Source organism: Paenibacillus sp. GCM10012306, assembly GCF_042649265.1.
Classification (GTDB): domain Bacteria; phylum Bacillota; class Bacilli; order Paenibacillales; family Paenibacillaceae; genus Paenibacillus_AQ.
The window spans coordinates 93,117-114,225 of sequence record NZ_JBHRYW010000006.1 but is presented as its reverse complement, the minus strand read 5'-3'; the positions used below and the strand labels follow the sequence as shown (position 1 = coordinate 114,225).

Here is a 21,109-nt window from a genome sequence, read left to right as displayed (position 1 = left end):
CTCCGACGATCGTTAGCAGATCGCAAGAGGCCCTGTGCGCTTATAGACAATGCCGTCTCATCTGCCAACGCCCGCATTCACGCAGCATTGTAGGAATTAGCACCATGGCATTTATGAATATGCGGTTCACGCATAAGCATAAATCGGTTGCCGGGCTTCATCGGGCCTATCCCTCCGCCACTCTCGATAAGATATGTGATATAGTGTTGTAGTTTGTCATAAAATGTCCGCCTAAGAAGGCATGATTTAGTATAGTTTAGTTCTGCATTCTTTGTCAAAGGAAAATTTTCCGCAGAATTCCATTTTTACATCATCAGGATTTCCCAGCATTCTTAGGCCAATGATCCATGCTGTATTTATATACAGCCTCTAATGATTTGCAGACCATTTCCAATCCCTGCTTCAAGTCCTCCAGGTGACTGTCGAGATCCTCCAGCTGTATTTTGTCATGAAGACCCTGATGACGCTGCCACAGATCATCCTGCATTTCAGCATTCATGTAATGAATTTCAGCGTTGCGGCGCTTGCGCAGGTTCTGCAGTGGCTCCCGATAAGAGTTCTTAATGTTCTCCAACTGATCGGCCAGTGCTGCATGCTCCTTGTGAGTAAGAAATTCCCGGAGTACCGTGAAATAAGAGAAGTGGGTTTTAATCCTGGATGTATTAAGGTCATAAAGACTGTTCAGTACCGTACCGAGCTTGTCCAGCAAAGAGAAGACACGAATAAAGCCATTTTTATAAAAATACACATATCGCGCATATTCGCCCTGCTCAGCCACCGACATATCGTCCATATACCCAGCCTTCACTGATTTCCGGTAAAAGGCAGCGGCAAACCAGCTCTGCTCCAGTTCATCCAAGGAGACAATCAGGCCACGAGTCCAAATCTCCAGCTTCCGGTGCTCATGATCACGGTCCTCATGCCTATTCATCTCCTTGCGCAGCAGCGAGGCGAATTCCGCCATATGTTCCATAGCCTCGGCGAGTACGCCGCTGTTCACACGGGGTGGTTCCCCCAGCAATATCCGCAGCATATGTTATCCTCCTTACCCTGCTTCGGATGGAGCAATTCCAAATAAGAGTGTTAAATTAAGATCCTGATCTTTCCGCAGTTACTACAACCATCGACGTAAAGTACCGTGTCTCCAAGTTATTGTCCCTCCCTGTAACCCACTCTATCCATCCTCTCAGCCTAAGAGTACATTCGATCAGGGAATACTCCTGCATGACATTCCTCCAGCAAGAGCTTGTTGCACCGATTTAACGCCTGTTTCCTTTGCTAAGCTGCCATACCCGTACGCTCATATAACACAGTACACCGAATAGTCCGGCAATGAGCAGAATGTGAGCAAGAGCAGCAAAGATGTAAAGCTTATCATTTCCTAGCGTATACACGACCGCCGCCCCGCTGAACACCTGCATCAGACACAGTAGGACAGCTGCTACACCCAGCATTCTCAGCTCTTTGTGTTCCTTTTGCCTCCAGAATGCCAAATGCCCCAGTAAAGCCGTCAGCAAAAACAGCAGTAAAGCCGCTATCCGGTGCGTGAACACTACTCCAACGCCACCCGATAACTCCGGAATAAACTCCCCATTGCATAGTGGCCAGCCGGAGCAGCCCCCTTGGGAATCGGTATGGCTGACGAACGCCCCTATGTAGACAACGATGTAAGAATAAATGGTCGTGAACCAAGTCAAATTACGAAAAGAAATACTCACCGGCTTACCAGACACAGGAAGAGTGTCGCCTTCTTCATGCCTTCTTTTGGACCCTAGCGCTAACATTAGGGAACTGGCAAATGCAATTAGTGAAAATCCCATATGCAGCGCCATCACGGCAGCAGACTGGGATCTGAGCACTGCAAGCGCTCCCATTCCGCCTTGTATGATTACGAAGAGTAAGGTCATCAAGGCATATACTAACAAATCGCGCCGCTGACGCGCATAACGCCAGAAGGCAAACATGGAAGCTATCGACAGCATACCCGCCAGACCGCTGAATAAACGGTGGGTATATTCGATCAAGGAGCCTACAGTATAGGCAGGAATCAGCTTGCCATGACACAACGGCCATTCATTTCCGCACTCCAGACCCGAACCCGTTTTGGTTACTACCGCCCCGCCCAGCAGAGCCAGAAACATTACCAGACAGGTTATGTAACTAAGCCACTTCAACTGATTTGTCGTCAAATGTGATCACCCGCATTAAGAAATAAGTAAATGAATGACTTTTGCTGGAAAAGTATGAAGTAATGCGTTTCCATTATAACCGAAAAAATGATGTTTGCGGCATTTGATTCTGCATTTTAGAAAAGAAATGACCTTCCTGTTGTCCGATAACTAAAAAACACCGCTTTGCTCATACAACGGGCAAAGCGGTGTCTTCAATATCCATCCATTACTTGTGAATGCTTTGATAAACCTCAAGAGCTGTATTGAGGAAATTCTCAATTTCCTCACGGGATTTGCGCAGCTTGCTCACAAAGCGAACCAGCTCGCGTCCGTCTGTATAGGCCACAAAACTTGGAATACCGAGAATGTTATGCTCCTGGCTTACATCACCAACAGCGTCGACATCCACCTCTACAAGCGTCAGGCGGCCTTCATAATTTTGCTCTACTTCAGGCATAAAGGGATCAATGAACTTGCAGTCGACACACCAGTCGGCTTTGAATACGGCTATCGTCAGCCGGGGCGATTGAATCGCTACCTGAAACTCAGCGGGAGAACTAATCTTATCCATCTATGGGTCAGTCCCTTCCAGTCAAAAATATGTTACCTGTACCTTTTAAGTGAAGCAAAATGTGACGCGGAAGTCAAATCATCAGACAATCATTGCATTACTCTCTTGCCCGCACACGGGCAGGCTGTAATTTCATCAGTGGATTCAGCAGCTTCTGCAGAGCACGTGGGTACCCGGCAATTTCCTGCTTACTGATCACACCTAGCACGATGAGCAGTACGAGATAGATAATCACAACCGCTCCGCCCACCACAAGGCAAGTCAGCAAGAAGGCCAGACGTGCAGGCATAACATGTGTAAGCAGAATACCGGCTTCATTCAAGCCATAACCGATGCCCGTAGAAACCAGAACCGCAAGCACAAAACCTCCCCAGCGCTTGCCCATAATCTCGAAAGATACGATCTTACGCAGCAAACGCAGGTTCAAGTATGTAATCACGATAAAACAGAGCGCCGTTGCAATAACAATTCCGTAGATACCCATGAAACGGCTGAGCACCAAACTGAAGATAAGCTTCGTGGCAATTCCGCCGAGCACGTAGAACATGGAGATTCGGGATTTGCCCATCCCCAGCAATATCGAGTTCGAGGTTGTCATCGTTATTTGAAAAATCGTACCGAATGTAAGGAGAGCAATAATTCCAGTTCCTGTGATCTTGGTGAACAGAAGCCCATTAACAGAATAGGCTGCGGCAACCAATGACATCACAATTGGTGTTCCTGTTAGAATGGAAATCCGCAGCGCCAGTGTAATCTGGCGTTTCAGGTGAACATCGTCCCGCCGCGCGTAGGCTGCCGAGATGACTGGGATCAGCGAAGTGCTGAGCGCAATAGCGAGTACGGGTGGAATGCCGGCGATACTCTGTGCTTTTTGCCCCAAAATCCCCAGCAATTGCGTGGCGCTAGCCTCACCGATCTGACCGCTGAGCAGCGGAACAATCAAGGTCGTATCAATGAAATATACCGCTTGGATGGTCATGGATGATAGCACGATTGGAATGGACAGGCTAAAGATATCCTTATAAATCCCAAACATCGGCAGCTTGGCACTAGGCGCTGTATTTAAGTTCTCCAGACGGTCCTTCTTCCGGGTCTTCATGATGAAGTAGAGCATAACACCAAAGGCGGCTATACTTCCCAGCACACTCCCGAATGAAGCACCCGCTGCCATGATCGAATTGTCATACCCCTGCTTGAGCAGGATATACGCCAGCAGAATTGCGGTGAACACTCTGGCAATCTGCTCTACGATCTGCGAGACGCCGCCAGCCATCATATTATTGCGTCCCTGCAGATAACCACGCATCATCGCGATAGCCGGGAACAACAGAAGTGCTGGAGCGATGGCCTGAATAGCCCTGGTACTCTGTGGAACCTTAGCATGATTCGCGAACCATGGCGCGGCAAAGTACAGCGCCACGCTCATAATAACCCCCATCACCGCAGCAAAAATAAGCGCCGCCCGATAGACCTGCCGCGCTTCATCCGGTCTGTTCAGCGCGTACCGTTCCGACACCATTTTGCTAAGTGTACTAGGAATACCGGCGGTTGCCAGCGTCAGCAGCATTAAATATACATTGTTGGCCTGTACAAATGCGGCATTCCCGATATCGTCAAACAGATGCTCCAGCGGAACCCGCTGAAAAATACCAAGCACGCGCGCCACGAGTGCCGCTGCAGCCAAAATTAGCGTGCCTTTGACAAAAGACTCTTTCTTGGACAAACTGCTTCGCCTTCTTCACTGTAAAATTAATGCAGGCCGATCCAGATGAAAAAGAGGATGACCATCGCTAACTGTAGCACAATTTTGACTACCGTACTGCTAAATAAACCAATTATTGCTCCTACACTAACTTTGGTGGCTTTACCAGCCGAAGAGCCGACAATCAGTTCGCCGATAAAGGCTCCCAGAAACGGACCAATAATCAAACCAAATGCCGGAATGACGAACGGGCCGAATATCAAACCGATGGTGCTGCCGATGACCGAAGCACGCGAGCCACCGAATTTTTTGACACCCCAAGCTCCCACTACATAATCGGCAATAAAAAGCACCACCACAATCAATGTCTGAATAATCCAGAACCAAGTGCCAAGGGAGTGGAAGGAAAAGAACCATCCGTATACGAAAAAGGCAAGATAAATCGCAATCGCACCCGGAAGAATCGGAACTACAGCACCGGCCAACCCGACAGCAAATAAAGCGATAATCAGAATCCAACCCAGGATTGTCAATTCCTTCTCCTCCAATGTCGTTCACTTTTACAAAATGAATCTTTGAATAACCTCAGCAATCCCATCTTCGTTATTGCTGGCTACGACAGCATCCGCTTCCTGACGAACCGTCTCCTGAGCATTGCCCATCGCAACACCAAGACCAGCCTGCTGAATTACAGCAAGATCGTTCAGACTGTCTCCTACGGCAACGACTTGGGACATGTCAATGCCGAGCAACTGGCAGACTTCCTTAATTCCGGTTGCCTTGTTAATTCCCAGCGGGTTAATCTCCAGGTTATGTGGTGAGGAGTTCGTGATTTCTAACCCACCCAAGTCTTGCAGCTCCAATAGCAGCTTGTGCCGAATGTCATCATCCTCAGTGCTGTATCCAAACTTCAACCATTCCCGGTCCTCTGTACTTCCATCCCAGTTCTCCCGGTTGTGTACTTGCTCCAGAGAGTAAGCCCAGAACCAGATCCCATAACGCTCTGCCATGTCATACAACTGACTCACAAGTTTAGGATCCATCAAGGAACGGCGGTACAGCTCATACGGCGCACGCCACACTTCGCTGCCGTTCACCGTTACCATCGGTGTCTTAAGACCAAGCTGCTTGGCATAAGGCCAGGCACCGTTAAAAGAACGGCCGGTGGATAGGCAGACATGTACGCCCGCCTCCACCGCTTTTTGAATCCATTCCACTGTCTTTGGGGTAATGATCTGTTCATCATTCAGCAGGGTTCCATCCATATCCAAGGCAAGCAGGCGGTATTTGGCAGTCATTGCCACCCCTCCATTCTTTGTTGTGCCCATCTAAGAGGGCGATTTTATGGTTACTGTGTATTCGTTGTTGTATTTTCAGAAGCGGCATTGTCTTGTCCATTTGCTGAAGATTGCAAGCTCTTCTTAGGCACTCCGTTCAATCCGTATTCCCAATCGTACGCATCGAAGATTTTCCGGGCTACCGGTGCGGCACTGTTGGAACCAAAGCCACCTTCCGGAATAATAACGGCTACCGCCAGCTTCGGATGCTCACGCGGAGCAAAGGCAATGAACACCCCGTTATCGATGGTACTTTTAACACCTTTACTATAGGAATCCTGCTGCGAAGTCCCTGTCTTACGGGCAAAATCATACGGGAAATTATCAAAGCTGCTGACTTTACTACTCATTCCCTTGATTACTTCTCTCCAATACGACGGATCGAAATCCACCTTATCCAGCTCTTCACGCCCGAAAGTCTTCACTACCTTACCGGAGGAATCGGTGATTTTGCTGACTAATTGAGGTTTGATACGCACACCTTGATTGGCGAGCGTTGATGTATACTGAGCCAATTGCAGCGTCGTATAGCTACCTTGTTGACCAAATGACGCGTAGACTAATGCAGATTGAGCACTTCCTGCTTCAGCCTCTTTAAAATAATTCAGCATTCCTTTGTACTCTTTCGGCAAACCGCTGCCGGTTGATACCCCAAGTCCAAATTCCTTCATATATCTATCCCAGATTTCCACACCCTGGGCTCCGTACTGCTCGTAAAGTTTCTTACCTACCTTATCGATCATAAAGACGTTAGAAGAGTTCGCAATGGCATCAGCCGGTGATCTAAAGAATCCATAGGCATGACTCCCGGCATTTCTAACCGTGGTTTCATGACCGGCTTTACCAAACTTAGTACTTCCTGTATCTGAATAAGTGGTATGTGTAGTGATGAAACCTTCCTTGAGACCAATAAGCACCGTAAGTGGCTTAATCGTGGACCCCAAGAAAACGGTAGAACTAAAATTATGACCGGAGCTTCCTGAGGAAAACGGGGTAATCGTTCCGTTCTGATAGTTGCCCATAATCTTTTTCCATACATCAGGGTCCATTTTATCTTGTGTCCACACATTGGTATCGTAATCTGGCATGCTTGCCATGGCCACGATATTACCAGTATCCACTTCCATCGCCACGGCGTAACCAGTAACCGCTGACGGATGCAGCTTCCCTTGAACTGGATTCTTGTGCAGCCAGTTGAGCTGGTCGGTAATGGCCTGTTCGGTTTTCATCTGGATATTCTTATTGATCGTTGTCCAAATGTCATTTCCCTTCACTGGCGGAACTACCTGCTCAATTCTCTCAGCCATATTCTGCGGGTTGACGGATATCTCCTGATATCCATTCTGGCCGCGAAGCTCCCGCTGATATTGCAGCTCAAGCCCGTCAAAACCAACAAATTCATCGTCCTTGTAGGTCAAGCCGGCAGTGGGATTGTTTTTCATCTGATTCAAGATATTCTGGTAAATCGCCAAACTGTTGGAGGATTTGAAAGGCTTGATATATCCAACGGTCTGTACGGCAACAGTGTCCTTGTCATAATGGCGGTTACTTTCCTCCACCACGGTAAGCCCAGGATACTCATCCTTGTGTTCCATGAAGTAAGCTACTTCTTCGTCAGTGAGGCCTGACTTAATCCGCCGGGCCATGTACCCCGAATACTTCTTGAAGTAAAGGTCCAAGGAATCCAACACATCTTCCTTCGTCATGGGTTTAACATCTTTGGCACCGAACTTTGCAAAGTCCGCGACAAGACGGTTTGCCAAATCATCCGACTTGGCCTGAGCGGCAGGTGATAACGTCGACTTGCCGGTCTCCTTATCAGTGACCTTGGCCGTATATTCTTTGGTCAGTGTAATGTATAACGATTGAACCGGTGTGGAATAGGCCAACTTCTCGCCTCCTGCAGCATAGATCACACCGCGCATGGCGGCTAGCGGTACACTTTTTGTTGCCCGGTTAGTCTCCACCTCGGTCAAGGTTGGCCCTTCTACAAACTGTAGAACCGCAAGACGAATAATAATGACACAAAAAATAATAAACGTGCTGAAGAAAAACACGTTGATCCGTAGGCCAAGGGAACTTTTGCTATTGGTCTCGTCCTGTGACGAGGCCTGCTTACGGAAAAAGCTCACAGTTTTTCCTCTCCTTTTTCTCTAAGATGATTATTCTGCCGCGCCGCCTTCAGGAGCCGTGGTGACAATCGGTTGAAGATTCTTCTTCGGTATACCGTTTAGCCCGTACTCCCAATCATAGGCGTCAAATATTTTGCGGGCCACCGGCGCAGCACTGTTGGAACCAAACCCTCCTTCAGGAATCACCACAGCTACGGCAAGCTTGGGCTTGTCACGCGGTGCAAAGGCGATAAAGACACCATTATCGCGCAACTCCTTCTTGGCTTCCTGCTGAGAGGTTCCTGTCTTGCGGGCAAAATCATAAGGGAAACCCTCGAAGGCGCTGACTTTACTGTTCATGCCCTTCTTAATCTCCTGCCAGAACGACTTGTCAAAGTTCGTCACCTCATTCAAAACTTCGCGACTGAACGTGGTGACTGTTTTACCCTGTGCATCCGTTATTTTGCTGACCAATTGCGGTTTGATCCGTTGCCCTTCATTGGCTAGTGTAGAGGCATATTGGGCTAATTGCAGGGTCGTATAACTCCCCTGCTGGCCGAAGGAGGCGTACACCAATGCCGCTTGCACGCTGCCCGCTGCTTCGATGTTGGTGTAGTTAATCTGGCCTCGATGTTCACCAGGCAAACCGCTCTCTGTGAGTACACCAAGTCCAAACTCCTTCATATATCTATCCCAGACATTAATGCCTTCACTTCTATATTTATCATACAGCTTCTTGCCCACCATATCGATCATGAAAACATTGGATGATAACTCAATCGCAGTTGCAGGTCCCATCTTTCCATACACGTGTCCTGAGGCATTCCTTACTGTGGCTTCATGACCTGCTTTCCCGAACGAAGTGCTGCCTGTATCGATGTACCTGGTCGCTGGGGAGATAAAGCCTTCTTTAAGACCAATAAGCACCGTCAGCGGTTTGATTGTCGAGCCCATTAGCAGAACCGACCGAAGCTCATGTCCGGATAGTCCTGATGCAATCGGGTTAATCGTACCATTCTGGTAATTGTACATCATCTTTTCCCAAGCAGCTGAGGATAGCGTACCTGTTGTCCACACATTCGTATCATAGTCAGGCATACTCGCCATGGCGACGATATTGCCTGTGTCTACTTCCATTGCTACAGCATAACCGGTCAATGCGGCAGGATGAACCTGGCCTTGGACTGGATGGGTATGAAGCCAATTGATTTGCTCCATTATAGCCTGCTCAGTTTTAAGCTGAACGTTTTTGTTAATCGTTGTCCAGAGATCGTTGCCCTTAACTGGCGGAACAACCTTTTCCACCTTCTCCGCCATGTTCTGCGGATTGACTGATATCTCCTGATAACCGTTCTTCCCGCGCAGCTCTTTCTGATATTGCAGCTCCAGACCGTCGAATCCAACGATCTCATCATCTCTATAGACCAAACCCGGGTCTGTGTCCTTCTTCATGGCCTGAGCGATATCTTGGTAGAAGGAGCGATCCTGCGAATAACTGAACGGTTTGATATAACCAATCGTCTGCACGGCTACTGTATCCTTGTCATAGTGACGCGTAGTTTCTTCAACAATCTCAAGTCCCGGGTAGTCATCCTTGTGCTCCATAAAATAGGCGACTTCCTTATTCGTCAACCCAGCCTTCACCCGACGGGGAAAATAACCGAGTGATTTGCGAAAATTCAAATCGAGCGCTTTAAGAACATCCTCTGGTGTCTGCTCCTTAACGGCGGGATCACCATATTTCTTGAAATTCGCCACAAGGCGAGCAACCAGATCATCCGACTTTGCCTTGGCTTCCGGCGTTAAAACCATTTTGTCAAAGACCTTGGTCTTAGCCGTATACTCTTTGGTCAATGTAATATACATGGAATACACCGATGTAGAGTAAGCAAGACTCTCGCCCCCTGCGGCATAGATGTTCCCGCGCAAAGCAGCAAGCGGCACATTCTTTGTATTGCGATCCGACTCTACCTCGGTCAATGTGGGGCCTTCGACAAATTGCACAATGGCAAGTCGAACGATGATAACGCAGAAAATAATAAATGTGCCAAAAAAGAACAGGTTGATCCGCAGACCCGTGAATCCTCTATTCGGTGTATCCTCCGAACCGGGTCTCTGTCTACGAAACTGACTCACAGCCCTCTCTCCTAACAATAGATAAAATATGGCACAAAATGCAGGCCAATCCTATTAATTCTTATGATGAGTAGTCTAGTTAGTCCAGTTTATTGTACCACATCTGTTTGCACTGCGCCTTTACGTCACAGCACGCTCTCTCTGATATGCGTATCGTAGAAATCCTTAGTATTGAACCAGTTCCCGCTACTCGCCCAGGTGGGGTCGAGGGGAATCCACGCCTGCTTGTCACTCACGTAGACCTCATTCCAGGCGTGCGGACCGTATCCGCCGCGTCCATCATACCCCTGGCCAGTTACGACTCGCACCTGAAGGCCCTGCGAACGGGCCATTACGGCATAAAGCCGTGCGTAGTCAATACATACACCAAGTCGTGTATTGAACGTATCCTGTGGTGTCTGTTCATGCCAGATCCGGTTCTTCTCGTAATTCTCAGCCTTGGCATAATCATAGGCAACCCGCGATCCTACCCAGTCATACAGCAATCGTGCCTTTTTCTCCTCATCTGTCGTCTTTCCGACAATGTTGGCAGCCGCTCCAGTGATATCGCCGGAGATATCATGATCGATAATCTCGTACTTACGACGGAGAATATCATTCATCTCTGCAGCGACGGCTTGGGTCAGAATCGGCAGCTTACTGTGAACCGTATCGCCAGCAAAAGGTTCAATGACAGCGGCAGCACTCTGGCTGTAGACGGGAGAAGATTCCACATAACGACTGAAGCTGCTGTCGGGGGATAGTGCAACGCCGATGAACAGTACGGCTACTACTATAAGCCCCCGTGCTAGCCCGATCAATAATCCTACACCTGCTCCACCGAGCCGGCTGAGTGCGGTCACCTTCTTGTCCCCTCTACGACGTCCGCTGCGCTGAAACGGAAGTAGAAGTACAATAAGCCCCAGCAGCAGACGAATCAAGCTGTAACAGAGCAGCAACACCAGTATAAATCTGACAACTGGAGATCCCGCCAGAACAGAAATGGCCGTGTAATAAAGCTGCTGCCATCTCGTCAGAACGCCATCTGTGAATTCCACCCCGGAAGCCCACGCTTCGACAAGCGGAGAGAAATAAGCCGCCGCCGGTATGGCCAGAAGAAGCGCGACAAGCGTCGATATCCCGGCACCCAAAAGGCCAAACAGCCTGCCTGTTGAACGTGAAAATCCTCTACCCCAGCCCTGCAAGAGGGAGAAGGCAACAATAAGCAGCAGGATGATGGAGATTACGTTGGCATCAGCCACACTTTTTATCCATCCGTTGAGCATGTCCGCTCCCCCTTTCTTTAGCCATAGGTCTCTTGATAAATATTCGTTACCCTTTACTTCCCAGCTGTATTCTGTTTGCGTGCTGCATCAATAAAAGTTTTTGTTGTATCATTAATACTCCATTTACCCAGTCCAACACCGCGGAAGGTAACCTCCACCTTGTCCTCCCCAGCTTTCCCTTTCACTTCAAGGTTTGGAGTAGTGATTGTAAACGTGCCATTCCCACCGGAAGTATACTTGGCGTCCTTAGCCTCCTTGAGCATGACGTCCTGTGCTTCACTTTTTAAGGTGCTCAGTGTGCTGTCAGCCACTGTGTTCACAGCATTACCGATCTGATCCATTGTAACCCCGCTGTAAATAAACAAACCGACAACGATCACAACGACAATCGCCCATTTCAGAACCGTCTTGACCAGATTGACCACAGCGAATAGCAGTACAAGCGCAATAACGATGACTAGCCAATTCTCTCTAATAAACTGTGACCACACCTCTATATTCATCAACTTCACAACACCCCAATCTACTTTAATATTGATTATTATACATGATGTAATCTCAGAATTCATGGTTCCCCAGCTGTACCACAGCGTGGCAGCACCGCAGATGTCACATAGACAGTTGATATTATAAAAAAACGGTATAAGCCCTGCCTGGCCCACGTAAAGTACAAGTAGCTGCTCTTTTCGTTGTGCTGATGAATCATACGAATACGCCTGCCCCGCAATTCCCTATGCTGCGACAGGCCCGGAGGTGTTACATGTGAAAACTGCGCTGTGGCTCTATTTGTTCCTTTTTCTGGCCTTCTTCGATTTGCATGCCCAATATCCCGTGCTGACGCCGTTTGCCATATCACTTGGCGCCGGCCCAGCCTTTATCGGCTGGATGATGGGCATGTATTCGCTGACCCACCTCCCCGGAAATCTGCTTGCCGGAGTGCTTGTAGACCGTAACGGAAGCCGCCGGTATATCGTATTCAGCCTGTTGACCGCCGGTGTGCTCCTGCTGCTTCAGGCACATGCGCAGCTCCCATGGCATCTGCTGCTGGTGCGCGCAGTGAGCGGCTTCGCGCTGGCCTTCCTGTCCCCGGCCTGTATGACACTGCTGGCCTCGCTCTCTTCGGATTCGACGACTCAAGGCAAGTACATGTCCGGTCATGGCATCGTGCATACCCTCGCCTCCGTTGTCTCTCCCGCCGCCGGCGCGTTTATCGTCGCCAAAGCCGGATTCTCCGGCACGTTCAGCAGTCTGGGCTGGCTGCTGATTCTGACAGGCTTCATGGCCTTCTTCAGCGTTCCCAAGCATGTGCAGACCCGCACAGCTGTCCCTTTGGTTTCTACAGAAGGTGATCTGGAATCCCCCCAGCTGACAGAATCGAGTCCATCGCCGGACAACGCCAATTTCGTCAAACCCTCCAGACGCTACTATCTGCTGCCATTTTTCGTCTCCTGCTCCCAAGGGGTGCTGTTCTTTGAGCTTCCACTCTCACAAAATGGGGGCCAGAACATTCTCTCCACAGGTCTGCTGTTGTCGCTTCTAAGTCTGGGGGCGCTCGTGACCCTCAGTATGTTCTTTCTACATCGGTGGACACCATCCGGCAGAATTGCCGCAGCACTACTTAGCATGGCGATCTGCTTCTTTGGGCTTGCCGCCTTCGGAAATATTCCACCTGGCCTACTCCTCTTTCTGATGGGCGCTGCCAAGGGTGTGCTGTTTCCTGCGATGGCCTCATTATTCATTAGCCTGGGTGGCCCGGGGCGACTTGGTAGAACGTTCTCTATGCAATCCATCGCCATGTCCCTCGGGGCGTTCGCAGGTCCGGTCGCTGCCGGTCAACTGCGGGGCATTGTCTCTCCTTATTTTATTGCCTTCCTGCTGCTGATGACCGCACTGCTTCTGCTTCCGCCGAAGAACACGAAGCTCGCACCTGCCTACAAGACAGGTTTGAACGGACGCGCAGCCTAAATCCTAATTTAACGACTCTCATTACGTCCTATTTAGGTGTCTTTACAGTGATCGGGGGATTTTTACATGAAATAAGTTGTAACTACTGATTAAAAATCCGAAAGCGCGATTAGTCTGAGGTAAGCGGTATTGTCATGGCCCCGATCCAGGCTATGTACCTCCGGCCCTCTGGATATCCACGGCATTATTCTGGTATTGTAGATTCTCTTGGTAATCATCCTCCGCGCTGGAATATTCTATATGCCAACACAGGAAGCGTTTTTGTCGTATCCTCTATCATCCGGGTATCGCGCCCGGGTGATTGTTTGCTTTTGCGACATTTCCCGGGGAATGATTACATCATGGCGTTTAAGCCTGTTAAAAATGGCGAAGCTTAGGTAAAATATATACGCATGCACCATGATTATCGCTCCGGAGGTGACGAACTGAATATGTCCATCACAATCATTGTCGAAGGCAAAAACGATCGCAGCAGATTACGGCGGATCTTGATGCCCGAAGTTGATATTCTCTGTACCTTTGGCACCCTGAACACCCTCAAGCTGGAGAACCTGCGCCAGCAAGTGGGGGACAGTGAAGTCTATCTGTATATGGACAACGACAGTTCCGGTAAAAAAATCCGCGGTGTGCTGCGGGATGCTTTTCCCGATGCTGGTCACATTTACACAAGGCGGGGATATGCCGGGGTAGAAGGTACGCCGGACGAGTACAACATCACTCAGCTTGAAAAAGCAGGCCTGGAGGAATTTATCATCTATCCCGAGCCCCTGCCCTATTGAGAATAAAGTTCACAGTAAAAAACGCCTTCTTTGTTCTCCCTTCCCATGAAAAGGCGAGTAGCAAAAAAGGCGTTTTTAGGTTTATCTATAATGATTCCGTTACTCGCGGGCCAGATCCTTCACGGCAGCGGCCAGGAATTCAGGGGTAACATTATCGCTATCCCCAGCGTCGTAAAGTGCTCTTAGACGGTTCTCCCTGTCCACCAATCCAATCAGATTGGCATGAGCAAAATTGTCCCTGTTATCTCCTGCAATCAATACTTTGAAGGAATCGGCTGCAAGCTTGCGAATCTTCTCCTGATCCCCTCGTAGGAAATACCAGCCGTCATAATTGGCATGGAATCGGTCGGCAAAATCCTTAATAGCTTCCCGTGTATCTCGCTTCGGATCGAAGGAAATCGACAAGAACGACACATCCTTGCCAAAGCTGCCGTCCTTAACCAGTAAATTCTGAGTCTGAGAGAGCATAAATGTCGTTACAGGACATACATCGGGACAATCTGTGAAAAAGAAGTAGACCAACCGGGCCTTTCCTTGTGTATCCGCAAGCGTCACTGTATCTCCATTCACATTCTCGAGGGAGAAGTCCTGCACTTCCCCGATGACCGGCAGTTCTTTGCTTCCCAGCGCCAGGGAATTAAAGGCCAGATAAGCGGCCATAATCAACGCCAGCAGAAGAAGTAACCAGGTCCATTTATAACGTTTCAAGGTTTGCAAGGACATTCTTCCCTCCATTACAAGTGAGTTGTATTCAACACTAGTACGATCAAGCTGACCGTCAAATAATTGATGGAAAAGAGGAAGTTCTGTTTGGCCCAGGCCTCGTCATCCTTGGCCTTGAACCCTTTCAGGGTCAGATATAGCCACATCAGGGACAGTAGGCTGGAAATAATCAGGTAAAAGATACCGGCATATCCGTACACATACATCAGAACCGGAATTGGCAGCAGCAGAGCTACGTAAGGAATCATTTGGAACTTGGTGCGCCGAACGCCTTTTACCACAGGCAGCAGCGGAAAGCCCGCAGCCCGATACTCTTCTTTGCGGCGGATGCCCAGCGCCCAGAAGTGAGGGGGCTGCCACAAGAACAGCATCGCGAATAGCAAAACAGCGGCAAGGTCGATTTGACCTGTAACTGCTACGTAACCGATCACCGGTGGTGTAGCTCCGGAAATCGCACCAACAGAAGTGCTCCAAGTGGAGGTTCGCTTGAGCCATAGGGTATATACGACAACATAGACGAATACCCCCAGTATACCGAACAGACCGGCAAGCACTCCGCTGAACGCAAACAGCACAGCGAGGCCGACAATTCCCAGAACAATTCCGTACACCAGGACGGTTCTTGGCTTCAGTCTACCCGTAGGTAATCCGCGGTCACGGGTCCGTTCCATTTTCATATCCAGGTCCCGGTCAAAATAGTTATTAAATACACAGGCCGAAGCCATAACAAGCATTGTGCCAAGCAAAGTTAAAATCAAGTTTCCGTATTGGACCTGCCATCCAGACGCCAACCAAAAACCAGCAAAGGCTGCAATCAGGTTCGATCTGATAATACCTGGCTTCGTCACAGTAATGAAATCACGCCAGCTCGCACCTTTTGGCGGCAGCTTGGCAGACATTGCTGCGGAATCGGAAGGAGCCTGATATCTCCATTGATTATCCACGCTTAGTAATCCTCCTTTAAAACAAACTTCTAACGTTCTCGCAAGAGAAATAAGTTCTCCGCTGTTAACTTTATCATAACAAACCCCTGAAGAAATTGACAATCATTTGGTATGATGTTCATGAATTCGACAATTACGTGACGATATTTATTTTATTACAGTTTAATAACTGGACATGATTTAGGGTAGTAATGAATAGGAACTTCCGCGCAAAGGAGAACTGAACTATGGATACTGCTACACATATTGTTATGGGCCTGGGATTAGCTGGGCTCTCCTTCGTTGATCCTGCCGTCGCCTCCGACCCGATGCTTGCCGGGGCTGTTATGGTATCAGTCGTAATCGCATCACAGGCGCCTGATGCCGATACTGTACTGCGCCTGAAGAGCAATGCACTGTATATACGCAATCATCGGGGAATCACCCATTCCCTACCTTTCTTAGCGCTATGGCCTGCGCTGATCACGATAGTCATTGGGCCCTTATTCGGATTTAGTGATCTGTTCAGTCTGAGTCACATTGCGCTTTGGAGTTTTATCGGTGTATTCGTTCATGTTTTTTCCGATCTGTTCAATACTTATGGTACCCAGGCCGCACGTCCATTCACCGAGAAATGGATTGCGTGGAACATCATTCATATCTTTGATCCCTTTATCTTCGGCAGCCACACGGCAGCTCTCGTGCTCTGGGTGAGCGGACTTCTCCCCCCTGCCCCTTTGTTCATTACTCTATATATTTGTATCGTGATCTATTACCTTTGGCGAACCCTCGTCCATTTCCGGCTTTCACGCAGAATCAAAGCAAAGGATATCAATCATGATCCCGCAGACCGCTATTACATTATCCCAACAATCTCCCCTAGACGCTGGAATATTGTTAAGGCCAAGCCGGACAGCAGCTATGATGTGGGCCAGTTGATTAATGGCCGACTTCACTGGTTCAAGCATGCGGTAAGCTCTAAGCACCCTGCCGTAGCGCATTCAAAATCTCATCCAGATATCCAGTCCTTCCTGTACTTCACCTCATTTGCCGTTGCTGAGGTAGAAGAACTACCCTCCGGTTATATTGTACGCTGGGGAGATGTGCGTTATTTACATCGCAAGCAATTCCCTTTCGTGGCAGTCCTCGTGATGGATAATGAGTATCGTCCGCTAAATACGTACGTAGGATGGCTCAGTAGCGAGAAGCTAGAAGAACGTTTTGCTAATGATCCCGGTTCCATGAAAGTATAGCCCCTTCTCGCACTACTGCTGTCCCTTCACCTCTCGCCTTTCCTGCAAAGGAGTCATGCTTTTCCCCTTGACTCCCTTGCCGGGATAAGGGACAATCACCATAAAGCGTTTACAATATAACGTACTGCACTTTTCATCACATTAATCTTGCTACCCCGTTTGTGTAAAAAAACGTACTAACACAAAAATCCCGGAACCATGTTCATGATCCGGGATCACTTTCTTTATTGCCTGAAAGGAGGTTGTCAATTATGGGAAAAGGACTCTCCCTGTGGTTCGCCTGCTCGTCCATTCTAATCCTGACCGCCGCCTCTATCACGATCAGCTACAACATCTGGCTGGCACTGGCTCTTGGCTTGGCCTGCATTCTGAACATCGGCTGGGGCTTTATCGTCAAAGCCCGCCGCAGACGCCGTCAGGAAGGCACCACACAAACTTAACGTTATACCTTCCTGTAAGGATTCAATTTTCTTATCGAGATGGCAGGAAACCCATACGGTCCTTCACACCAGCCAGCGTCTGTGCAGCCACCACGCGAGCGCGCTCAGCACTTTCCGCCAGAATATCGCTTAGGGCACCTGAATTCCGGATTTCGTGATAGCGTTGCTGCAGCGGTTCAAGGGTCGCCACAACCACCTCAGCAAGCTCTTTCTTGAAGCCACCATACATTTGTCCTTCGAACCGGTCGGCAATCTGCTGAAGCGACATCCCGGAGCATTCCGCATAGATACTCATCAGGTTACTAACTTCCGGCTTGTTCTGTGGATCAAAGACCACTTCGCGCCCAGAGTCTGTAGTTGCCCGGCTAATCTTCTTGCGGATGACATCCGGTGGGTCCAATAGCGAGATGAAGCTACCCGCATTGGGATTGCTCTTACTCATTTTTTTGGTTCCATCATCAAGAGACATAATCCGAGCGCCCACTTGCGGGATATACGGTTCAGGAATCGTGAAGAACTCCCCAAAACGGCTGTTGAAGCGCCCTGCCAAATCGCGGGTTAACTCCAAATGCTGCTTCTGGTCTTCTCCCACCGGTACTAGGTCTGCATTGTAAACGAGGATATCGGCAGCCATCAATGACGGGTACACGAACAGGCCTGCTCCTACAGAATCTTTGCCGGAGGATTTATCCTTGAACTGTGTCATCCGCTCCAGCTCTCCCATTGCGGTCAGCGTTGTCATGATCCAGCCAAGCTCAGCATGCTGCGGAACATGAGATTGGAGATACACATTGGAACGTGCCGGATCAATTCCAGCTGCAATAAACAGTGCAGCTACCGACTCCGATTGTTCACGAAGTGCCGCAGGATCTTGAGCTACCGTAATAGCGTGCAAATCAACCACCATGAAATAACATTCATGCTCTTCCTGCAGTTTCACGAAGTTCTTCATTGCTCCAATATAGTTGCCGAGTGTCAACGTACCGCTGGGCTGAATGCCTGATAATACTTTTTTAGCCATACTAAATCCCTCCATGTAGTGTATTTCCGAAGTGGTATGCAATGTGTAATGAACGCAAAAAAGGCCCCACCCCGCAAGGGACGTGAGACCGTGGTGCCACCCTTATTCGCCGCATATGTCCTTTGTAAAAAAACATCAGCAGCCTTAAGCTTCCGTTAACGGGGAAGAACCGGCCGGACTACTTGGGAGATGTTATGCTCCTGTTCAAACTCGGCGCTCGGGGGTCCATTCACCAGAAGAATTCCACCGGTTCGCATCATCCACCGGCTTTCTGAAGGTTCATCATCTGTCTACTTGTCCCCGTCATCACATTGCCATTATTATTGAATGAGTTCATCATGAACGATGCGGAGAGGTTTGTCAATTCCCTTAACCCAGGGCCGCATAAATCTGTTATGATAAGGTTATCCGCGTTCTATTCCGATTACAGCTACAATAAAGGAGCATATCTCATGAAACAGGTGACCAAAGGGCAGTGGGGCGGTTATGATACTTATATTTTGCACAGCCGCGAACTGGAAGTCACGCTTTTGCCGCGACTTGGAAATAACGTGATAGCCTTGAAGGATCTCAAGGAAGAACGGCAAATTCTGCGACGGCCTGAAGAAAGCGACCTAGAGTTTTTTATGCAAAAGCCATATCATTTTGGCATTCCGCTCTTGATCCCACCAGGACGCATTCGCAAAGGACAATTTCAATTTGACGGGGTAAATTACCAATTCGACCAAAACACCGCGGGTGACAATCACATCCACGGCCTACACAGAACACAGGCGTGGTGTGTTAGTGACATTGAAGAAGACGAGGATGGCTGCGCCGTAACGACGGAGTTCAACACTGTGGACGATCCACACTGGATGGAGCAGCTGCCTGTGCCACTCAAATTCGAAATGACATTTCGGCTGCAGGATGCCAAGCTGAAACAGTTTCTTAAAGTAACTAATCTTGGTGAACAGCGTATCCCGTTCGGGCTCGGCTATCACACCTGGTTTATGATTGATGGAGAACCTGAACGCTGGAATCTTAAGCTGCCCGTAGAGGGCATCTATGAGCTGAATGAAGAATTGCTGCCAAGCGGCAACCTGCTTCCTCTCGGAGATCTTCAAGACCTTAACGAGGGAAAGAACATTCAGGGAACTAACTTTGACACAGCTCTGCGAATTGGCAAAAATCAGCCTGTAGAAGCTCTATTACTGCGCGATGATGGCTACGGACTACGTTATACAGCCGACGAGAATCTCTTCCGTCACTGGGTGCTTTATACAAAAGGACCGGCTGATCAATTCCTCTGCATCGAACCATATACGTGGCTACCCGATGCACCGAATGTATCGCCTGATCCAGAATTCACCGGCCTGTTGACACTGGAACCGGGACAGAGCATTGAGCTGTCAACCACACTTGAAATGATCCACCCGAATCGCTAATATCTATATCCGCTTAAGCGATCTTCCCCTGCATGCTGCAGGAGAGGATCGCTTTTTTGATAATCTGTAGTGGATTAAGAACAACATATCTTTATAACCAAACATCACGCACTAAAAATTACCATCCTTAAAACCTTTTGAAAGAGTGCATGAATTCATCTCCTAGCGCTCATACTATCTTCACAACGGGCGAAGGAGGTGACAAACATGGGTCAAGCAGGTCAAAGCCAAGGTCGTGGTAGTCGTTCCAATAACCTGGTCGTTCCTCAAGCGAACGCTGCTTTGCAACAATTGAAATATGAAGCAGCTCAAGAGCTGGGTGTAACCATTCCTCAAGACGGTTATTACGGAAACTACACTTCCCGCGAAACCGGTTCTTTGGGAGGATACATCACCAAACGTCTCGTACAACTGGCAGAGCAACAATTGTCCGGTCGTTCGAACTAGTCGCACCCTTATCTTAAACGCCTTACTTGGTTAGGCTGAACAGCCTATCCTACACAGCTTCTCAGCCTCCTTGCGCTTCTCCAAACAGAAGCGTGAGGGGGCTTTTTAGTATTGTGACAATGAATACCCTAGTGTCTGTTAACCCAGAAATTGATCCTGTGCATCGGCTTGCGAATTACGAGGATAACGAATCATCAGATTCGCCATATTGTAATTAGACTCCAATGTAGCATCCACGATAACCATTCCCTGCCTTACAGCAAATTCATAGCTAATCTCGCCGTGGGTCCACCGCCGTTTATATTTAAGGCTTTCCAGCGCCATCAACCGAAAGGAAGCTTGCTGCTCGGGTGTCAGTCCCTCTGTTTCAGCAGCGAAGGTACCTTTTCTTCCTGATAGAGGAAGATGGCGAATACCAAACTTTCCAATGACATTATTTCGTATTTGCACAAATACCGTGCCGGAAGACAAACCTGACAGTTCTTCATGCAATTCCTTGAACACCAGATCGATCTGTCGCGCCAGCGATAATTGCTCAGTCTTCATCATAAATATCCTCCTCAGTTATCTTCCTAGCACACCTTATATAAGGCTTAGGACTCAATTATAGGTTAATTACAGTAACCCACACAACATTATTCAACATAATTGGTCAATAATGACTATAAATGCGTATTTTTCATATGAATATTATTATCGTTCGCATAAAACTGATGATTTTCGACAATTTACAAGTAAAAAAAGACCCTCATTTGAGGGTCTTTTCGCATTAATACCGCATTATAGTTGACTAACTTAGCATCTCATGACTGCAGTTGTCTTTATATTGCCATAAATC

At 48.5% G+C, this 21,109-nt stretch carries 20 protein-coding genes and 1 riboswitch; of the genes, 6 read left to right on the top strand and 14 right to left on the bottom strand.

All coding sequences use genetic code 11. The annotated features are described in order from the left end of the window. Nucleotides 1-54: 54 nt before the first annotated feature. Nucleotides 55-193: riboswitch (SAM riboswitch) on the bottom strand. A 120-nt stretch (nucleotides 194-313) separates the two neighbouring features. The 10 genes from ACFORK_RS15015 to ACFORK_RS14970 all read right to left on the bottom strand — a co-directional run bounded on the left by ACFORK_RS15015 (nucleotide 314) and on the right by ACFORK_RS14970 (nucleotide 11,796). After that, on the bottom strand, nucleotides 314-1,033 hold the full coding sequence (locus ACFORK_RS15015; protein ID WP_379200208.1) for a Cthe_2314 family HEPN domain-containing protein: 720 nt from the start codon (nucleotides 1,031-1,033) through the stop codon (nucleotides 314-316). A gap of 226 nt (nucleotides 1,034-1,259) precedes the next feature. Next, a complete protein-coding gene (locus ACFORK_RS15010) occupies nucleotides 1,260-2,189 on the bottom strand; it encodes a COX15/CtaA family protein (protein WP_379200206.1) in 930 nt (309 codons plus the stop codon). A gap of 208 nt (nucleotides 2,190-2,397) precedes the next feature. Further along, on the bottom strand, nucleotides 2,398-2,742 hold the full coding sequence (locus ACFORK_RS15005; RefSeq protein WP_379200204.1) for a thioredoxin family protein: 345 nt from the start codon (nucleotides 2,740-2,742) through the stop codon (nucleotides 2,398-2,400). A 97-nt stretch (nucleotides 2,743-2,839) separates the two neighbouring features. Next, a complete protein-coding gene (locus ACFORK_RS15000) occupies nucleotides 2,840-4,465 on the bottom strand; it encodes a putative polysaccharide biosynthesis protein (RefSeq protein ID WP_379200202.1) in 1,626 nt (541 codons plus the stop codon). A 26-nt stretch (nucleotides 4,466-4,491) separates the two neighbouring features. Beyond that, nucleotides 4,492-4,977, bottom strand: a complete 486-nt coding sequence (locus ACFORK_RS14995) for a DUF456 domain-containing protein (protein WP_379200200.1) — start codon at nucleotides 4,975-4,977, stop codon at nucleotides 4,492-4,494. 27 nt (nucleotides 4,978-5,004) lie between these two features. Further along, a complete protein-coding gene (locus tag ACFORK_RS14990) occupies nucleotides 5,005-5,742 on the bottom strand; it encodes a Cof-type HAD-IIB family hydrolase (RefSeq protein ID WP_379200198.1) in 738 nt (245 codons plus the stop codon). Between the two features lie 50 nt (nucleotides 5,743-5,792). After that, entirely contained in the window at nucleotides 5,793-7,913 is a 2,121-nt protein-coding gene (locus ACFORK_RS14985) for a peptidoglycan D,D-transpeptidase FtsI family protein (protein ID WP_379200196.1), read from the bottom strand. 30 nt (nucleotides 7,914-7,943) lie between these two features. Continuing rightward, nucleotides 7,944-10,028, bottom strand: a complete 2,085-nt coding sequence (locus tag ACFORK_RS14980; protein WP_379200193.1) for a peptidoglycan D,D-transpeptidase FtsI family protein — start codon at nucleotides 10,026-10,028, stop codon at nucleotides 7,944-7,946. Nucleotides 10,029-10,153: 125 nt separating this feature from the next. Continuing rightward, complete coding sequence (locus ACFORK_RS14975) at nucleotides 10,154-11,293, bottom strand: transglutaminase domain-containing protein (RefSeq protein WP_379200191.1); 1,140 nt, start codon at nucleotides 11,291-11,293, stop codon at nucleotides 10,154-10,156. Nucleotides 11,294-11,346: 53 nt separating this feature from the next. Then, nucleotides 11,347-11,796 carry a hypothetical protein gene (locus tag ACFORK_RS14970; RefSeq protein WP_379200189.1) on the bottom strand — a complete coding sequence of 150 codons (450 nt, stop codon included), beginning with the start codon at nucleotides 11,794-11,796 and terminating at the stop codon, nucleotides 11,347-11,349. A gap of 259 nt (nucleotides 11,797-12,055) precedes the next feature. Between ACFORK_RS14970 and ACFORK_RS14965 the strand changes: the two genes are divergently transcribed. Continuing rightward, nucleotides 12,056-13,258: an MFS transporter gene (locus ACFORK_RS14965; RefSeq protein ID WP_379200187.1), complete on the top strand. Its 1,203-nt coding sequence runs from the start codon at nucleotides 12,056-12,058 to the stop codon at nucleotides 13,256-13,258. A gap of 431 nt (nucleotides 13,259-13,689) precedes the next feature. After that, entirely contained in the window at nucleotides 13,690-14,037 is a 348-nt protein-coding gene (locus ACFORK_RS14960; RefSeq protein WP_066376351.1) for a DNA primase, read from the top strand. Nucleotides 14,038-14,136: 99 nt separating this feature from the next. Here ACFORK_RS14960 and ACFORK_RS14955 read toward each other — a convergent pair whose 3' ends face one another. Continuing rightward, on the bottom strand, nucleotides 14,137-14,760 hold the full coding sequence (locus tag ACFORK_RS14955) for an SCO family protein (protein ID WP_379200184.1): 624 nt from the start codon (nucleotides 14,758-14,760) through the stop codon (nucleotides 14,137-14,139). Between the two features lie 11 nt (nucleotides 14,761-14,771). After that, entirely contained in the window at nucleotides 14,772-15,704 is a 933-nt protein-coding gene (gene cyoE / locus ACFORK_RS14950) for a heme o synthase (RefSeq protein WP_379200182.1), read from the bottom strand. A 227-nt stretch (nucleotides 15,705-15,931) separates the two neighbouring features. Between cyoE and ACFORK_RS14945 the strand changes: the two genes are divergently transcribed. Both ACFORK_RS14945 and ACFORK_RS14940 read left to right on the top strand, forming a co-directional pair. Then, nucleotides 15,932-16,936 (top strand): metal-dependent hydrolase, encoded by a 1,005-nt coding sequence (locus ACFORK_RS14945; protein WP_379200180.1) that lies wholly within the window; start codon nucleotides 15,932-15,934, stop codon nucleotides 16,934-16,936. 251 nt (nucleotides 16,937-17,187) lie between these two features. Beyond that, nucleotides 17,188-17,376, top strand: a complete 189-nt coding sequence (locus ACFORK_RS14940; RefSeq protein WP_379200178.1) for a hypothetical protein — start codon at nucleotides 17,188-17,190, stop codon at nucleotides 17,374-17,376. Nucleotides 17,377-17,407: 31 nt separating this feature from the next. Here the strand turns inward: ACFORK_RS14940 and trpS are convergent, their stop codons facing one another. Then, entirely contained in the window at nucleotides 17,408-18,397 is a 990-nt protein-coding gene (trpS, locus tag ACFORK_RS14935; RefSeq protein ID WP_379200176.1) for a tryptophan--tRNA ligase, read from the bottom strand. A gap of 452 nt (nucleotides 18,398-18,849) precedes the next feature. On the opposite strand from trpS, the gene ACFORK_RS14930 reads away from it, so the two are divergent. Then, nucleotides 18,850-19,824: an aldose 1-epimerase gene (locus ACFORK_RS14930; RefSeq protein ID WP_379200174.1), complete on the top strand. Its 975-nt coding sequence runs from the start codon at nucleotides 18,850-18,852 to the stop codon at nucleotides 19,822-19,824. 207 nt (nucleotides 19,825-20,031) lie between these two features. Then, nucleotides 20,032-20,271 (top strand): alpha/beta-type small acid-soluble spore protein, encoded by a 240-nt coding sequence (locus ACFORK_RS14925; RefSeq protein WP_066376333.1) that lies wholly within the window; start codon nucleotides 20,032-20,034, stop codon nucleotides 20,269-20,271. A gap of 138 nt (nucleotides 20,272-20,409) precedes the next feature. Here ACFORK_RS14925 and ACFORK_RS14920 read toward each other — a convergent pair whose 3' ends face one another. Continuing rightward, nucleotides 20,410-20,820 (bottom strand): O-methyltransferase, encoded by a 411-nt coding sequence (locus ACFORK_RS14920; protein WP_379200171.1) that lies wholly within the window; start codon nucleotides 20,818-20,820, stop codon nucleotides 20,410-20,412. Nucleotides 20,821-21,109 lie beyond the last annotated feature (289 nt).

What these genes read in the sequence shown, in the direction of transcription:
- ACFORK_RS14920 (WP_379200171.1), bottom strand. Translation starts at nt 20,820, where the DNA reads ATGATGAAGACTGAGCAATTATCGCTGGCGCGACAGATCGATCTGGTG.
- ACFORK_RS14955 (WP_379200184.1), bottom strand. Translation starts at nt 14,760, where the DNA reads ATGTCCTTGCAAACCTTGAAACGTTATAAATGGACCTGGTTACTTCTT.
- ACFORK_RS14990 (WP_379200198.1), bottom strand. Translation starts at nt 5,742, where the DNA reads ATGACTGCCAAATACCGCCTGCTTGCCTTGGATATGGATGGAACCCTG.
- trpS (WP_379200176.1), bottom strand. Translation starts at nt 18,397, where the DNA reads ATGGCTAAAAAAGTATTATCAGGCATTCAGCCCAGCGGTACGTTGACA.
- ACFORK_RS14925 (WP_066376333.1), top strand. Translation starts at nt 20,032, where the DNA reads ATGGGTCAAGCAGGTCAAAGCCAAGGTCGTGGTAGTCGTTCCAATAAC.
- ACFORK_RS15015 (WP_379200208.1), bottom strand. Translation starts at nt 1,033, where the DNA reads ATGCTGCGGATATTGCTGGGGGAACCACCCCGTGTGAACAGCGGCGTA.
- ACFORK_RS14940 (WP_379200178.1), top strand. Translation starts at nt 17,188, where the DNA reads ATGGGAAAAGGACTCTCCCTGTGGTTCGCCTGCTCGTCCATTCTAATC.
- ACFORK_RS14975 (WP_379200191.1), bottom strand. Translation starts at nt 11,293, where the DNA reads ATGCTCAACGGATGGATAAAAAGTGTGGCTGATGCCAACGTAATCTCC.
- ACFORK_RS15005 (WP_379200204.1), bottom strand. Translation starts at nt 2,742, where the DNA reads ATGGATAAGATTAGTTCTCCCGCTGAGTTTCAGGTAGCGATTCAATCG.
- ACFORK_RS14970 (WP_379200189.1), bottom strand. Translation starts at nt 11,796, where the DNA reads ATGAATATAGAGGTGTGGTCACAGTTTATTAGAGAGAATTGGCTAGTC.
- ACFORK_RS14930 (WP_379200174.1), top strand. Translation starts at nt 18,850, where the DNA reads ATGAAACAGGTGACCAAAGGGCAGTGGGGCGGTTATGATACTTATATT.
- ACFORK_RS14945 (WP_379200180.1), top strand. Translation starts at nt 15,932, where the DNA reads ATGGATACTGCTACACATATTGTTATGGGCCTGGGATTAGCTGGGCTC.
- ACFORK_RS14960 (WP_066376351.1), top strand. Translation starts at nt 13,690, where the DNA reads ATGTCCATCACAATCATTGTCGAAGGCAAAAACGATCGCAGCAGATTA.